Annotated in this window: 12 protein-coding genes and 1 pseudogene; 8 read left to right on the top strand and 5 right to left on the bottom strand. The window is 58.3% G+C overall.

The window, feature by feature from the left end:
• Nucleotides 1-360: 360 nt before the first annotated feature.
• The gene (locus AC0L7L_RS05590) at nt 361-2,919 is read left to right on the top strand and encodes a sensor domain-containing protein (RefSeq protein ID WP_473512580.1); all 2,559 of its coding nucleotides are present in this window, start codon (nt 361-363) and stop codon (nt 2,917-2,919) included.
• Between the two features lie 91 nt (nt 2,920-3,010).
• Here AC0L7L_RS05590 and AC0L7L_RS05585 read toward each other — a convergent pair whose 3' ends face one another.
• The 3 genes and pseudogenes from AC0L7L_RS05585 to tpiA form a co-directional block, all read right to left on the bottom strand.
• On the bottom strand, nt 3,011-4,642 hold the full coding sequence (locus AC0L7L_RS05585; RefSeq protein ID WP_473512578.1) for a CTP synthase: 1,632 nt from the start codon (nt 4,640-4,642) through the stop codon (nt 3,011-3,013).
• A gap of 200 nt (nt 4,643-4,842) precedes the next feature.
• Nucleotides 4,843-5,271: pseudogene (secG, locus tag AC0L7L_RS05580) on the bottom strand (preprotein translocase subunit SecG); the annotation flags it as partial.
• A 291-nt stretch (nt 5,272-5,562) separates the two neighbouring features.
• Entirely contained in the window at nt 5,563-6,333 is a 771-nt protein-coding gene (tpiA, locus tag AC0L7L_RS05575; protein WP_272210748.1) for a triose-phosphate isomerase, read from the bottom strand.
• A gap of 392 nt (nt 6,334-6,725) precedes the next feature.
• Here tpiA and parE point away from each other — a divergent pair, with 392 nt between their 5' ends.
• From parE to AC0L7L_RS05545, 6 genes are all read left to right on the top strand, one after another.
• Complete coding sequence (parE, locus tag AC0L7L_RS05570; protein ID WP_473512575.1) at nt 6,726-8,786, top strand: DNA topoisomerase IV subunit B; 2,061 nt, start codon at nt 6,726-6,728, stop codon at nt 8,784-8,786.
• A 427-nt stretch (nt 8,787-9,213) separates the two neighbouring features.
• Complete coding sequence (locus AC0L7L_RS05565; protein WP_473512574.1) at nt 9,214-10,008, top strand: patatin-like phospholipase family protein; 795 nt, start codon at nt 9,214-9,216, stop codon at nt 10,006-10,008.
• Between the two features lie 18 nt (nt 10,009-10,026).
• The gene (locus tag AC0L7L_RS05560) at nt 10,027-11,706 is read left to right on the top strand and encodes an alpha/beta hydrolase (protein WP_473512572.1); all 1,680 of its coding nucleotides are present in this window, start codon (nt 10,027-10,029) and stop codon (nt 11,704-11,706) included.
• 149 nt (nt 11,707-11,855) lie between these two features.
• Nucleotides 11,856-12,560, top strand: a complete 705-nt coding sequence (locus tag AC0L7L_RS05555) for a L,D-transpeptidase (protein ID WP_473512570.1) — start codon at nt 11,856-11,858, stop codon at nt 12,558-12,560.
• 220 nt (nt 12,561-12,780) lie between these two features.
• Nucleotides 12,781-13,350: an NADPH-dependent FMN reductase gene (locus AC0L7L_RS05550; RefSeq protein WP_473513791.1), complete on the top strand. Its 570-nt coding sequence runs from the start codon at nt 12,781-12,783 to the stop codon at nt 13,348-13,350.
• 161 nt (nt 13,351-13,511) lie between these two features.
• Nucleotides 13,512-14,192, top strand: coding sequence for a hypothetical protein (locus AC0L7L_RS05545; RefSeq protein WP_473512568.1), 681 nt, complete (start codon nt 13,512-13,514; stop codon nt 14,190-14,192).
• A gap of 80 nt (nt 14,193-14,272) precedes the next feature.
• Here the strand turns inward: AC0L7L_RS05545 and AC0L7L_RS05540 are convergent, their stop codons facing one another.
• Nucleotides 14,273-14,875, bottom strand: a complete 603-nt coding sequence (locus AC0L7L_RS05540) for a flavin reductase family protein (protein WP_272210740.1) — start codon at nt 14,873-14,875, stop codon at nt 14,273-14,275.
• Nucleotide 14,876: 1 nt separating this feature from the next.
• On the bottom strand, nt 14,877-15,461 hold the full coding sequence (locus AC0L7L_RS05535; RefSeq protein WP_272210739.1) for a nitroreductase family protein: 585 nt from the start codon (nt 15,459-15,461) through the stop codon (nt 14,877-14,879).
• 244 nt (nt 15,462-15,705) lie between these two features.
• On the opposite strand from AC0L7L_RS05535, the gene AC0L7L_RS05530 reads away from it, so the two are divergent.
• Nucleotides 15,706-16,530, top strand: a complete 825-nt coding sequence (locus AC0L7L_RS05530) for a hypothetical protein (protein WP_473512564.1) — start codon at nt 15,706-15,708, stop codon at nt 16,528-16,530.
• The last annotated feature ends 82 nt before the right edge of the window (nt 16,531-16,612 follow it).

Here is a 16,612-nt window from a genome sequence, read left to right as displayed (position 1 = left end):
GAAGGCACGCTGATGTTCGGGCGTTTCGTTTCCGGGCTGCGCTAGATCCCGCACGCTCGATGAGATTGATTGCGATCACGCCTGACGACAGTGTCAGCAGGCACGCCTCCGGGGCTGAAGCGCAGCCACGTCTCCAGGCCGCCGCGTACACGTAATCGCATAGGTTGCTAATGGATGGAATTGACATTCTGTCTTCATTGATCACACTGCTTCCATCGGGCAAGAGTTGCTTAAGTATTGGAGCCGACTATTTAAATTGAACGTACCATGAATCGCGTGACAAGGTGCGGCGGCATCGAGAATTCGGACCGGTGGCAACAGCCCCTTCGAAAGCCCGCACTAGAGAACAAGGATACCCGATTGACGAGGGATACAAGGGATTCGGATTTTCTGGGTCAGACAGAACTTGCCATTGCGGTGACCGAGCTTTCTCCGCTTGCCTATGTTGCGCTTGAATTGAGTGCGTTCACGATTGCCGCCGCCAATCAAAACTTCCAATCCCTTACCCACAGCACGAGACCCGAAGGTCAGTGTATTTTTGACTGGATACATCCCGAAGACCAGGGCCTTCTGAAAAGCCTGATCAGGTCTTCGACCAATTGTCGTGGTAAAGATCGCAAATGTGAGCTCAGGGTCGGCCAACACGCCGACGGGCCATGGCGGTGGGTGCAGGCGACGACCGCCGCACTCCCGAAGAAAGAAGGCGAAACCCTCACCCACGGGCTGGTCTATTTTGTAGATATCCATTCCCAAAAAACGCAAGAGGCCCTTGAGAGCGAGCGAGCGCGGCGCTGGAACTACGCGCTCGTCAGTTCCGGCCTTGGTGTCTGGGATCACGACTACCGACGGCGTGAACACTTCTATTCGCAGACCTGGCGGTCCATGCGAGGTTACGCCTCGACCGGTGCAACACCTTTCGCCAGCACCCAGGAATGGCTGCAAATGGTCCATCCCGATGACCGCGAGTTCGTCGCTTACGCGATTGAGCGCCAGAAGGCAGGCGACCTGAAGTTCATGAACTTCGAATATCGCGAGCGTCATTGTCATGGCCACTGGATCTGGATTGAATGCCGTGGTGACGCAGTGGAGTTTTTTCCCGACAACAGGCCTGCCCGCATCATCGGAACGGATCACGATATCACCGACCGTAAGAATGCCGAGGCCCTGCTTGCCCATACCCGCCAACGGCTGGAACTGGCACTGAAGACATCGCAAATCGGCGTTTTCGAGAACAACCGCACCCGAAAACGCCTCTATGTGGACTCGCGGATCAGTGAAATCTATGGCCTCAGCGATCGGCCCGAACATATTGATATTCAAAGGCTCCTTGATCTTATTCATCCGGACGACCTGAAGCGGTCGCAAGCCCTCGAACTGTCACTTGTTCCCGACGGGCCGCCGCTATCCGAAGAATTCAGGATTTACCGCGAAAATGACGCTGCACTCCGCCATGTGCGCCACCTGGCACGGCTTGTCAGGAATGAAGACGGCGAAGACATTGTCGTCGGCATCAACTGGGACGTAACCGACGAAGCCCGCCTGCGTCAGGATCTTCTAACCGCCAAACAGCTGGCCGAGGCCCGCAATTTTGAGCTGGACCGGGCAAAATCGGACATTGAATATGCAGCAATGCACGACTATCTCACCTCGCTTCCGAATCGGCGTTATCTCGAAGATGAGCTGACCCGCCGGATCAGTATTGCTACAGGCACAGACACCCATGTGGCGCTTGTCCAGATCGATATTGATGACTTCAAGGCGATCAACAGCAGCTACGGCCATGAGGCAGGCGACATGGTCCTGCGTCATGTGGCAAGGGTACTACTCGGCCTATCCAAGCATAACGACTTTGTTGGTCGCATGGGCGGCGACGAGTTCGCTATGCTCTGGAGCCAGGAACGCGGATCCTCCAGTCTCCAACAAGTCGCTAAACGCATACTGCTCGAACTGGCAAAGCCGATCACGGTCAATGATGCCCATTTCCGCATAAGTGCCTGTATTGGCCTTTCCAGCCTGGAAGTTGGTGCAAAGGCCTCGTCAGCAACCGAATTGCTCAACGAGAGCGACCTAGCAATGAAGGCCGCCAAGTCCAAGGGGCGCGGTCAGATCCTGCATTATACTCCGGAAATCCGGGCTACCGCGTCGCTCGATCGCACGCCCTCTGATCGACTGATGAGGGCTGTCGACGAGAATGCCTTTGTTCCCTTTTACCAGCCCCAATACGATGCCCGTACGCTGAAAATTCAGGGGATCGAGACACTTGCACGGTGGAATCACCGTGACGGTACGTTCGGCGAACCCGCCAGTTTCATTCCGCTCGCCCAGTCGATGAATCTGATGAACATCATCGACACCAGTATCCTCACACAGGCACTCGAAGACCACCGGCGCTGGAGCGACGAAGGGCTCAACCCGCCAAAGCTTTCGCTCAACCTTTCGCCGCACAGACTGAGCGACCCCGCGCTCGTCCCCTCGTTGCAGAATATGGATCTGCCTGTGGGCGTCCTGACATTCGAGCTGCTGGAATCGATCTTCCTCGATCAGCAGGACGATGTGAGTGCCTACAATCTGAAGCAGATACGGAGCCTTGGTATCAATATCGATGTGGACGATTTCGGCACAGGCTACACATCGATCACAGGGCTGCTGAAAGTCGCCCCCAACGGGCTGAAGATTGCACGCGAGTTGGTTTTACCCATCACCCGTTCGCGTGAGCAACGTGCGATTGTAAAGTCCATCGTCGATATCGGAAAGACATTGAATATCAATGTTATAGCAGAAGGCGTCGAGACCGAACAACATGCGCGCGTTCTCACCGCTATCGGATGCGACGCGCTTCAGGGTTATTGGCTTTCCAAACCGATGTCAGCACAGGGGTTCGAAAAGCTGCTGCGTGAAAATGCCCGGGTTTCCGTTTAGGACGACGCTCCGCCGTAAGAGGAAACGCCATTATTTGAACACCCCAACGGCAATTTTAGCCGCCTGGAAACCCGCCCCCTGAAACCGACCCTCAGACGAGCCGGCTTTGCTCCAGAGCCGCCGCAATGAAGCTCGAAAACAACGGATGCGGCTGAAGCGGACGGCTTTTCAGTTCAGGGTGATACTGGACGCCGATGAACCAGGGGTGGTCGGCATATTCGATCGTCTCCGGCAGAACGCCATCGGGCGACAGGCCCGAGAACACCAGACCGCAGGCTTCGAGCTTTTCGCGATAGCCTGCATTGACCTCGTAGCGGTGGCGGTGACGCTCGGAGATTTCGGTGGTCCCGTAGATTTCCGCAATCTTCGTCTCAGCGCCCAGATGCGCTTTGTAGGCACCAAGGCGCATCGTGCCGCCGAGATTGTCGCGATCACTGCGCTTTTCAAGCGTATTGCCCTTTACCCACTCGGTCATCAGACCGACCACCGGCTCGCTGGCATTGCGGTCAAACTCGGTTGAGGACGCATCCTTGATGCCGGCCAGATTGCGGGCCGCCTCGATGACAGCCATCTGCATGCCGAAACAGATACCGAAATAGGGCACCTTGTGGGTGCGGGCAAAGCGCGCAGCGCGAATCTTGCCTTCCGAACCGCGTTCGCCAAAGCCGCCGGGCACCAGAATTCCGTGAACCTTTTCAAGATAGGGAGACGGATCTTCCTTCTCGAAAATCTCCGATTCGATCCACTCGAGATGGATCTTCACCCGGTTGGCGATACCGCCGTGATGCAGCGCCTCGATCAGCGACTTGTAGGCGTCCTTCAGACCGGTGTATTTGCCAACGATGGCAATCGTCACCTCGCCTTCCGGGGTACGGATGCGCTCGCAGACGTTTTTCCAGGCATCCATGCGCGGCACCGGCGCCGGGTCGATCCCGAAAGCATGCAGCACTTCGTCGTCGAGCCCCTCGCGGTGATAGGCCAGCGGCACATCGTAGATATTGGCGACGTCGAGCGCCTGAATGACGGCGGACGAACGGACATTGCAGAACAGCGACAGCTTGCGCCGCTCAGCCTCGGGAATTTCGCGGTCGGAGCGCACCAGAAGAATATCCGGATGGATCCCCATCGCCTGCAATTCCTTGACGGAATGCTGGGTCGGCTTGGTCTTCAACTCGCCGGCTGCCGGAATATAGGGCATCAAAGTCAGGTGAACATAAACAGCGTTCCCGCGCGGCAGATCATTGCCGAGTTGGCGGATCGCCTCCATGAACGGCATCGCCTCGATGTCACCCACCGTGCCGCCGATTTCGCAAAGCACGAAGTCGAAGTCGTCATTGCCCTCGAGAACGAATTCCTTGATCTCGTTGGTGACATGGGGAATGACCTGAACGGTGGCGCCAAGATAGTCACCGCGCCGTTCCTTGTCGAGAATGTTCTTGTAGATGCGACCGGTGGTGATGTTGTCAGTCCGGGTCGCCGAACGGCCGGTGAAACGCTCATAATGGCCGAGATCGAGATCGGTCTCCGCACCGTCATCGGTAACGAACACCTCGCCGTGCTGCGTCGGGCTCATGGTACCGGGATCGACATTGAGATAAGGGTCGAGCTTGCGCAGACGGACCCGGTAACCCCGCGACTGCAACAAAGCACCCAGTGCTGCTGCGGCGATACCTTTTCCAAGTGAGGAAACCACGCCGCCGGTGATGAAAATATAACGCGCCATGGGCTTATTCCGATACCGTTTCTCAGCCGATTCTGCCAGAGCCTTTTCACGAAAAAGTTCCGGAGACCGCTTATTGTCACAACAATGCCCTACCATCCGCACGGATTTCAACGCGCCGGAGGGTGAGCTCAAAGAAAATCCGGCGGGCTATTGCGTCCCGCCGGATGTGTTCTGTCGAATTTCGGCGATCAGTCGCCAGTCGGAACGCCCGTTGCGTTCGAATCCGCTGCCGGCGTGCTAACGGCCGGATCCGGCTGCCCACTGCCACCGGTGGACGGAACAGCAGATCCTTCAGCATTCCCCGCTCCGGACGTATCCGTTGTGATCGAGCCGCCAAGCTGGTTCAGGATGCCCTGACCGTCGCTTTCCGCGTTCTGCTCGATCCTGTCGAGAATGTCCGAGGGATTGCCTTGGTAGCGCGAAAGAATGCCGAGACCGAGGGAGGTGATGAAAAACAGCGTCGCAAGGATGGCGGTCGTGCGGGTCAGCGCATTGGCCGTTCCGCGCGCCGTCATGAAGCCGGAGCCACCGCCGATGCCGAGCCCGCCGCCTTCTGACCTCTGAATGAGGATCACACCCGCGAGCGCAACGACGATTATCAGGTGAATTACGATCAGTACCGTCTGCATGAATGTCCAATCCGTCCCCGCTCGCAAGGCGCCAACGGGGCAATCCAAGAATATCTGGCGCTTCTCTACATGAGGCGCGCCACCAATCCAACCCCTTTTTCATACCTGCCGGGTAATCACCCAACCAATGCTAGCTGCCAAAACACAACCCGACCGGCATTTTGCACCGGCAAAGTCCGGGCCGGGCAAACGCCACACCGAAAAAGGGCAACCCTGAATTCGCCTCCAAAATACGCATAAAATCATTTTATTTTAAATACTTAACGATTTTCTACGAAGTAGAGTGTCAACTCAGACGATATCCTCGTAAGCATGGTAGATCGACAGGAAGTCGGCAGCCTTCAGACTGGCGCCGCCGATCAGCGCGCCGTTAACATGCGGCACGCTCATCAATTCTTTGGCGTTTCCGGGTTTGACCGACCCGCCATAGAGCAGCCGGAAGCGCTCGCCCGCTTCGCCGAAGCGTTCGATCAGATCGCGCCGCATCCCCGCATGCACCTCGGCCACCTGCTCGGGACCGGGTGTCTGGCCCGTTCCGATCGCCCAAATGGGCTCATAGGCGATCACCGTGTTCTCGCCGGTGGCATCATCCGGCATGCTTTCGAAGAGCTGACGGTGCAGGACCTCCATGGTCCGGCCCGAGGCATGCTCTGAGCGGGTTTCGCCAATGCAAACGATCGCTGTCAGGCCCTGGTCATAGGCCGCACGCGCCTTGGTCGAGACAACCTTGTTGCTTTCCTTGTGCTCCTTGCGGCGCTCGGAATGGCCGACAATGACGTGGGTGGCGAAGCAATCCCGGATCATTTCGGCGGAAATGTCGCCCGTATGAGCGCCGGTGCGGGCTTTCTGGTGACAATCCTGCGCGCCGATCATCAGCTTGGTGTCCACCGTCAGCGTGGTCGCCACGTAGAGCAGCGTCGAAGGCGGGCAGATCAACGCATCCAGTTTCCGCGACAGAGGGCCGCTGACGCCGTGGGCAATGGCTCTGATCTGATCGAGCGATGCCCGGGTGCCGTTCATCTTCCAGTTCCCGGCGATCAGCGGTCGCATGTCGGATGTCATCTGTGATTATCTCCCGTTATTTCTGTGTCAGGCGCCGAACCCTTTCCACCTTCTTCCCTTATTCGGAGGCAGGGTGCAAATGCGGGCATATCGGCCCTCCTCATGCGCCAGCCCGGAAATGTCCGTCTTGTTCCAGAACAAATCGCCGAAACAAGGCGGTGAAATTTCCGAAGCCGATCACCACCTAATCGGTTTGAGACCTGTTTAAATCGAATAGTCCCGTTCGGGCCAGTCCCTGGCGACAGACGATTTCCAGCGCCAGCCGACTTCATCCACAGGCAATATGCGACAATTTGGCACAGCATCGCTTAACGGCCCATTCTTTGCCAGAATACGTCACTGATTCGCCTATAAGGCGTATATGCCCAAACCCAAACACTCTGCCGGACCTTATGGATAACAGCAAAGACCTCTTCGCCGACCTTTCTGGTAAAAGCAAAAAGGCAGCCGATGAAGACAAGGCGCCTCGCCCCACTCGTGCAGCTGCGCCCTCCAAAGCGGCGGCCGGTGCCCCGGCGGCAGACGGCGACTATGGCGCCTCGTCGATCCGTGTGCTGGAAGGCCTCGAGCCGGTGCGCATGCGCCCGGGCATGTATATCGGCGGGACTGACGAAAAGGCACTTCATCATCTTTTCGCCGAGGTCATCGACAATTCGATGGACGAAGCCGTTGCCGGGCATGCGGATTTCATCGATGTGCATCTCGACGCCGAGGGCATGTTGACGGTTTCCGACAATGGCCGCGGCATCCCAGTGGAAAATCATCCTCAGGTGCCGGGCAAGTCGACACTCGAAGTGATCATGACCAAGCTTCATGCCGGCGGCAAGTTCGACGGCAAGGCCTATGAGACCTCCGGCGGTCTGCACGGCGTCGGCGTCTCCGTGGTCAACGCACTTTCCGATCTTCTGGAAGTCGAGGTCGCGCGCGAGCGCCGTCTCTACCGGCTGAGTTTTTCGCGTGGCGTGCCGCAGGGCGAGTTGCAGGATCTCGGCCCGATCCAAAACCGACGCGGCACCCGAGTGCGCTTCCATCCCGATGCTGAGATCTTCGGCCCCCGCGCCAAATTCGACCCGGCGCGGGTCATGCGCATGGCCCGCTCGAAGGCCTATCTGTTCGGTGGTGTGGAAATTCGCTGGTCCTGCGACCCTTCGCTGGTCGACGGCAATGACGACGTTCCGGACAAGGCAGTGTTCCACTTTCCCGGCGGTCTGAAAGACTATCTTGCAGCAACCATCGGCAAGGATTTCACGGTCACCCGCGAGATTTTCGCCGGCAAGACAGAAAAGACCGGTGGCCACGGTGCGGTTGAATGGGCAGTCTCCTGGTATGGCGGCGATCCGAATGTCCATTCCTACTGTAACACTGTGCCGACCCCTGAAGGCGGCGCCCATGAGGCCGGTCTGCGCCAGGCGCTGATGCGAGGGCTCAAGAACTATGCAGAAATGGTCGGCAACAAGCGCGGCGCGCAGATCACCACCGATGATGTGATGATCTCGGCAGTCGGCATGCTGTCGGTGTTCATCCGTGAGCCGGAATTCGTCGGGCAGACAAAGGACCGTCTGGCCACCGTCGAGGCCCAGCGCATCGTTGAAAACGCACTGCGCGATCCCTTCGACCTTTATCTCTCCGCCAACCCGATGGAATCAGAAAAGCTGCTTGACTGGGTGGTCGAACGCTCAGAGGAACGTCTGCGCCGCCGCAAGGAGCGCGAAGTCAACCGAAAGTCCGCCGTCAAGAAACTGCGCCTCCCCGGCAAGCTCGCCGACTGCTCGCAGAAAGCGGCCAGCGGCGCTGAACTGTTTCTGGTGGAAGGCGATTCCGCAGGCGGCTCGGCAAAGCAGGCGCGTAACCGCACCAATCAGGCAATCCTGCCGCTGCGGGGCAAGATCCTTAACGTCGCAAGCGCCGGCCGCGACAAATTCACGGCCAACCAGTTGCTTGCCGATCTCATTCAGGCGCTCGGCTGCGGCACACGAACGAAATACCGTGAGGAAGACCTGCGCTACGAACGCATTATCATCATGACCGATGCCGACGTTGACGGCGCCCATATCGCGTCGCTGCTGATCACATTTTTCTACAAGGAAATGCCGGAGCTGATCCGCCAGGGCCATCTGTTTCTGGCCGTGCCGCCGCTCTACAAGATTTCACAGGGTGGCAAGACCGCATATGCCCGTGACGACGCCCACCGCGCCGAACTGATGGAAAACTTCTTCACCGGTCGAGGCAAGGTGGAACTTAGCCGCTTCAAGGGGCTCGGCGAGATGCTTCCAGCACAGCTGAAGGAAACCACGATGGACCCGAAAAAGCGCATGCTGCTGAGGGTCGATATCGATGCTGTGGATTTCGAAGGCACAAAAACGGCCGTCGATGATCTGATGGGGACCAAGGCCGACGCACGTTTCCGCTTCATCCAGGAAAACGCCGCCTTTGCCGACAACCTCGATATCTAGATCCGGTCAGCGCCAGCCGAATGCCGCGCCTGCGTCACTGTTTCCATCCTGCGACCGGAGAAATCGGTTCCGACCAACTTCTTCGGCCGCTGCGGAATATTTTTTCACATAAATTACATAAACTTAATCGACACTATTCATACAGATGGCGCTAAACCTCATGCAGAGGATTAACGCCACAGGCGGCCTGCTTTGCTTGCCTGTCTTGAACGGCCCATTTATAGTCCCGATCATTACTTCAAGCGGAAGAACACCATGGTTCAACGTCGAAACTTTCTGCTTGCCGCAGGCGCCGGCCTGGTTGCCGGAAAAGCGCGCGCGCAATCTTCTCTGCCTGAGGACACAGCCATGGCCGATACATCCGATGAAGCCTTGCGTAAAAAGGAAGGCCTAGCGCTGGCGCTGGGCGGCGGAGCAGCAAAGGCCTTTGCTCATATCCCCTATCTTGAGAGCCTCGATCTCGCTCGGCATCCGCCCGAAAGAAGTAGCCGGGACCTCAATGGGCTCGATCCTCGGCGCGCTTTATTGCGACGGTATGAGCGGGCGAGAAATCCGCCACTACATCGTCGATCTTTTTACCCGGCGCCAGTCGCTCCTGAAACGCCTTCTGATCGACACCGGCGACACCTGGGGCTCGCTCATTAACATCTTCCGGCCGGCCGTTGTTGAACCGGAAATCCTGTTTGCGGCGCTGTTTCCCGAAGGCATGGCGCAGAGCTTCTCGGACCTCGAAATACCGCTGACGATCGTCGCAACCGATTTTTATCGCCAGAACGAATACGTGATGCGCGAGGGACCGTTGCTGTCGGCGATCTCGGCCTCATCCTGTCTGCCCGTTCTGCTAACGCCGGTCCGGCGCGACGGCCGTGTGCTGATTGACGGCGGCTTCGTCAATCCGACACCTTTCGATCTCCTCGACAAAGCACGCTATTTCACGGTCGCAATCGACGTCACCGGCACCGACGTTGAAGATATCGGCGAAATACCCGGCTCGTTCGAGACATGGGCCGGCTCGTTCAGCATCACCCAAAGCTCGATTGTTGCCGAAAAGGTCAAATGTGCGCGCCCCGATATCTTTATCGAACCGAATGTCGGCAGCTTCAATACAATGGATTTCTTTGAGGTTGAGGATATCCTGGCCGCTGCCGCCGCAGATCAGGACACCTTCAAGCGCAGAATTGAAAAAATCGTCGAAAACCAGATCATTGAAGACAACAACTAAAAAAACAGGCCAGATAGAATGCAACAAGACGATCACATCGGTCCAGGCACACGCTGGTACAGCTCAAGTGCCTTCGCACTCTCCCTCGGCCTCGTCTTTTTCGCGGCGTCCCTGACCCCGTCATTGATCCCGCGCGCCTTCTCGTTGCAGGGTGTACTGGCCGGCCTCGTGATGGCACTTGGCTACATGATCGGCAGGTTTCTGCTGGCGCTCTGGCGCGGATTGCAAATCCCGGAGCCGAAAGGCAAATTTGCGCTGATTGCGCGCGCGGCCGTGCTCGCGGCCTCCCTCGGCCTGCTGCTCTATTGTCTCTCCATGACCACGGAATGGCAAAACTCGGTCCGCGCCCGCGTGAATATGGAACTGCTCGAAAGCGGTGCGGCGTTGGTCGTTCTGGCCATCGGCCTCGGTGTGTTTATCCTGCTGTTCCTGATCGGCACCCTGTTCCAGATGGTCTTCGACACACTGAGGCGCAGGCTCTACCGCGTCATGTCTCCGCGCGTCGCCAATCTGCTCGGTCTGGTGATCGTGCTTCTGATCGTGTTCGTCGCATCCCGTGACTGGGTCCTGCCCTCGGCGATAGAATTTCTCGATGAAACCTACGAAACCGCACAGGATCTGTTCGACACCGCGCCGCCGGCACCGACCGATCCCTTCATTTCCGGAAGCCAGGACTCCCTGGTGAGTTGGGAAGCGATGGGGCAACCTGGCCGCAACTTCGTCACCGACGCCCCTTCCGCGGAAGATATCAGCACGTTCAGCGGCACACCAGCATTGCGCCCAATCCGGGTTTATGTCGGCCGTTCTCAGGATGACGACCCGGAGGAACGCGCGAAAATCGCACTGGAGGAACTCAAGCGGCTTGGGGCCTTCGACCGCAAGGTGCTTCTGATTGCGAGTCCGACCGGCACCGGATGGCTGGACCCCGGCGCGCATGACACGATCGAATTCATCCAGAATGGTGATGTCGCGACGGTCGCGGTCCAGTATTCATTTCTGCAGTCACCGCTCGCATTGGTGTTCGAAACGGATACGGGCCTGAAACAGGCAACCGCGACCATGGAAGAGGTCTACAGCTACTGGCGCACGCTGCCGGAATCCACCCGCCCCGAACTCTATATGCACGGCATCAGTCTCGGCGCATGGTCCTCAATGCACTCGTTCAATGTTTTCCAGATGCTCGACCAGCCCGTGGCCGGTGCCCTCTGGGCCGGCCCACCCTTCCCCTCATATCTCTGGCGGCAAACGGTTGCGGCACGCAACCCCGGCACGCCCTATGTCCTGCCGCAGGTGGACGACGGGGAAGTTGTGCGCTTCTCCTCGCAGTTCCGCACGCCCGCGCAAGGCGGCGATCAATGGGGACAGATCAGGATCAACTTCCTGCAATACGCCTCGGACCCGATCGTATTTTTCGAGCCGAACTCGTTTTTCCGGGCGCCTGAGTGGATGCAGGAACCGCCGGCACCCGACGTATCGCCCTATCTCCATTTTGTGCCGGTCGTGACCCAGCTCCAGCTGACGCTCGATATGATCCTCTCCAAGGCGCTGCCGGCCGGCTTCGGACACAACTATCTCGCCCGCGACTACATCGATGCCTGGGTGGCCGTTACCAATCCTCAGCCATGGACGTCTGTGCGAACACAGATGTTGAAGAATATCTGCGACCTCGGCAGGGATACCGGTTGCGCCGTGGAATGAAGCGCCCGCAAACTGCGTGTTTTCGGTCACACTTGCCTCGCCAAGCACGGCGATCCCGCAATTGTGACCACACGGAGCTATGAAGGGGGAACGCGCTCGGCTAAAAGCCTCTGTAGAAAAGCAAATTTCGTAAAATTGATGAGGCTTGAATGCTCGTTGACAAGACGCTGTCGCGCCGGACTTTCCTTCTCGGTGCCGTTTCAACCACCACGCTCCTGGCTGGCTGCGTCAGTCAGTACCCCGAGCAATCTGCAGCATCGAGAGCGCCCCGGGTGGAGGGAACGCCTTACACTGTAGCCGAACTGACCGAAATGTATGGTCCGCTGGATGACAACGGCTATATGATTCCGGCCGTGCCATGGCGGCAAATCGATCCGGTTTATTACCGCCAGCGCGTCCCGGATCCGACCGGCGAAGCCCCCGGAACTGTGGTCGTCGATACACCCAACCGTTTCCTTTACCTGGTCGAAGCCGACGGTACCGCGATGCGTTACGGCGTCGGCATCGGGCGTTCCGGCTTCTCCTGGGGTGGCAATGGCGTGATCAAATGGAAGCAGGAATGGCCGAAATGGTTCCCGCCGGAAGAGATGATCGAGCGCGACCCGAAACTCGAGGCATACTCCAACAAGAATGGCGGCATGGAGCCGGGTCTGATGAACCCGCTCGGCGCACGCGCGCTCTATATTTTCGAGAACGGCAAGGACACGCTCTACCGCGTGCACGGCAATCCGGACTGGAGTTCGATCGGCAAGGCCGTTTCCTCTGGCTGCATCCGTATGATCAACCAAGACGTGATCGACCTATACAACAGGGTCAACAACCTGCCGACACCAATCGTCGTCTATCAGTCATAAGTGACGACAGCAGCTCTCGGCCTCGCCTTTGGACGGGGCAGAATCTCCATGAGACAGTGACCTGCATGTGACCAGATCACATCTGTTTCTTGCCTTGCCACGTCTTGAACGACCCCCTATTTGACGCTCGTACACATTCGAGGCCGGCAGTATCCTCCCCGCCGGTCTTCTCATTCGAATTTCAGCGTGGACGGGTTAGGCTTCGCGCTGTGGCAAGGAGATTTTCATGAAGCTCAACATCATCATCGGCAGCACCCGGCCGGGCCGTGTGTGCCCCACCATTGCAAAATGGGTCAGCGATCTCGCGCGCGAACACGGCAAGTTCGAGGTTGAACTCGTTGATATTGCCGACTTCAATCTGCCGCTTCTCGATGAACCAAAGCACCCGCGGATGCAGGATTATCAGCATGAACATACACGCAAGTGGGCAGCCAGTGTCGATTCGGCGGATGCCTTCATTTTCGTGACCCCGGAATATGATTACTTTCCGGCAGCCGCTCTTGTGAATGCAGTGCAGATCGTTGCCCTGGAATGGGGCTACAAGCCTGCCGGGGTCGTCAGCTATGGCGGCATTTCGGGCGGCCTGCGCGCTGCCCAGGAACTGCGTGCACTGGTTGGCAACCTCAATGCGCACGCCCTGCCCCAGGTCGTTCCGGTACCATTTTTCCCGAAATTCATTGAAGACGGCACGTTCAAGCCCAATGGCGAGATGGAGACAGGAGCAAAAGGCCTGCTCGACGAACTCTTCAAGTGGGCCGGCCCGCTCGCAGACATGCGCAAAGCGGCCTGACTCGACGTCCCGGGCGGCAAATCGCCGCCCGGCTTCTGTTTTTTCGAGCGAACAGCCGTAAAACTGTCATAATACAGGTGGAAAGGCGCTCAACGCCGTTTCCAAGCAACTGACATTGCTTCATCCTGCCGAGCGTGGGAGACCCGGTTGGAGGAATGACGATGGACATTCGCCGCATGAAAGTCTGGCTGCTCGGCATGGCGACAGACGACCCGTTACCCTTTGATCCGCAGCGAAACCGACCCGACTGTCTTTGTCTTCATGCCAAGGGCGAGGACCGGCTTCCTCAACGCATCGCATCGCTCCGAAGCGTTCTCCCCTCACTTCCCATATTCCTGATCTGTGAGCCAATATCCAAGGCCTACAATGTCGAGGATTTCTCGAAGGCGGCGCGCGCGGCGCCTGACGGTATCATTCTGCGCGGCGTTGAAAGTGCTGCCCGCATCCAGATGGCAGAAACCCTGCTGCGGGTCATGGAAGCGCGCGAAGGGCTCGATGAAGGATCTGTCGCGCTGATTGCTATGATCGGTGACAATGGCAGCGGGCTGCTCAATGCCCGCCACTTCTTGCACCGGCACGGGCGCCTGATTGCTCTTGGCTATGATGGTGATGCACTCGAACAGGACCATGGCGACGGCACCATCGCCCGCCACGGTGCGGTCGCGACCATGCTCGCCGCACGCAATCTCGGCATCCCCGCTATCGATTTCAGCGCAGCACGGTCACCGGCGGAAGCCTTTGAAACCTCCTGCCACCAGTCGGCCCGCTCCGGTTTTGCCGGCAAGCTCACTGAAAACCCGGACCATATCGGCATCATCAAGAACGCTTTCGGCACCGCCTGACCATGTCTTGAGACGCTAAGGCCGACAAGGGCGGTTGCGACCGGCAGCCCCAAAGAATCAGCTGAAAATTAAACTTCTGCTCAGCCAGGCCGCGCCATCTCGAACACATCGCCGCCATCGCAATAATCAAGATAGCCAAGGCGCGCCAGTGGCCGCACCCTCGCCATGTCGAGGAGGCCCTCGCTGGTCAGTGCCTCGTCCTTGATATGAATTGCGACCACCTGCCCGAACACCATCCGGCTTTCCGAACTGGCACCTTCAAGTGCAGGAGGCTCCATGATTGCCGTCATCCGGCATTCAAGCACGGCGTAAGCTTCGCCAACAAAGGGAGCATCGACAAGCCGGCCTGATATCGACTTAAGTCCGGCCGCCTCGAATTCACTTGTGCCATGGTCAAGCGGTGCCGACGTGTTGTTCATCTTCTCGGCAAGGTCGCGGCTCACCATGCTGGCGGTGAACACGCCGGTCTCGGCAATATTGCGCACGCTGTCCTTGATGCCGTCCGACGAAAACATGATAATTTTCGGCATCGTGGAAACGGCATTGAAGAAGGAATAGGGCGCAAGATTATCTTGTCCGTCGCTGCTGCGCGAACCGATCCAGCCGATAGGCCGCGGCGACACAATCGCCTTGAAAGGATCGTGAGACAGTCCGTGTTCGTTCCGATCGGTCGCATAAAACATCTCAGAGAGCCCCGCGCCAGGTCACAACATCGGCAAGCGCCGGTCGCACACGCTCGAACGGCTCTTCGGTGCGGGTGCCGATGTGAACGAAGCCGACGATCCTCTCGCCGGGCGCAACGCCAAGCACCGGAAAGGCGCGTTCGTCGAAAGCATACCACTCGCTAAGCCAGGTGGCACCGTAGCCGAAGGCATTGGCCGCCGCCACAAGATTATAGCAGGCGGCACCGGCAGACATGATCTGCTCCCATTCAGGGATCTTCGGGTGAATAGCGGCACTGCTAATGACACCGACCACCACAGGCGCCCGCATCAGGCGTTCGCGTTCGAGTTTCAAGCGCTCCAAAGATGCGTCGGGATCGTCCTCCCTGGCAATCGCGGCCAGTGCTTCACCAACCTCTGCACGCACAGACCCAGCATAAACAATGAAACGCCAGGGTGCGAGCTTGCCGTGATCAGGAACACGCGCGGCGATGGTCAGGATTTCTTCCAGTTCCGCCCGCCCGGGACCCGGTGCGTCCAACTGAAGAACCGGCGTCGACCGGCGTGATTTCAGAAAATCGACGACAGCTTGATTTTTCTCGTTCAAAGCAAACCTCATACATTCAAAAAGACGGCCTGCGCCCTTGAAAAGGCCATGATATTCAGGCCACAACGCAACCAGTATTTGGATTGAACGCTTGCGATCGGCAAGTCAACCGGCGGACAACATGGTTCTGGATCGAGCGTACCGACATCCCTTTTCGTGGCTGCTAGCCGCTTTGCTTTTCGGATTGCTGCTGGCAGCGGCACCGGCATGGGCACAATCAGAATCCACAGATGACCCATTCGCGATGATGCGCGGCACCCAGGCGCCCGGCGAGAAGCGCGCTGTGTCGCTTGAGGCGCGCCTCACAGAAGATGGCGAAGCCATGCGCGAAGGGCTGACTTGGCGGGTCTTCAAATCGGTACCGGACAGCAACGGACGGCTGGAACTCGTGGCCTCCGCCGAGGGCGGTAGCAAGATGATTGAACTGACGCCGGGCGATTATTTCGTTAATTGCGCCTTCGGGCGTGCATCGACTACGCGGAAAATCTCCATCGCCCGAAACGGCGAGGATGCGATCGAGGTCGCTCTGGTGTTGCATGCCGGCGGGCTGGTTCTGAATGCAACGCTGGGCGATGATGCACCGGCTGACCAGGATCTGCTCCGCTTTGCCATCTATGAAGATCGCGGCGAGCAACGCGAACTCGTGATTGATGACGTCAGACCCGGCACGATCCTGCGCCTGCGGGAGGGGACCTATAACATCGTGTCACTCTACGGTGAACTGAATGCCGAATCCCATGCACGCCTCAAAGTGAAGGCGGGAGAAATCACCGAGGCGACGATGAAACAGCATGCTGCCGTTGTCTCACTGACGCTGGCAGCCACAAGCGGCGGCGAAGCATTGGCCGATACGTCTTGGACGATACTGGGGGCATCAGGAGACGTGCTGACCGAGAGCCGCAGCGCCTTCCCCTCGATGATCCTCGCAGAAGGCGAATACACCGCCGTCGCCCGGAACAAGGACAATGTCTACGAAAAGAATTTTTCGGTCACCCCCGGTCGAAACCAGCTGGTCGAGCTGCTGCTGAACCAAGACCAAGCCGAATTCGCATCAGGCAACGTCAACTGAGCGGTACGACAGCCATGGCGGTCATGGGCGCCAAGCCCACTATTGCTGCACAAAACAGCGGCTGAAGTGACGTTTTAGGGGC

Source organism: Martelella sp. K41-7 (genome assembly GCF_055808365.1).
Note: the sequence above shows the minus strand (reverse complement) of the source record. Positions and strands in the feature narration are given on the sequence as shown.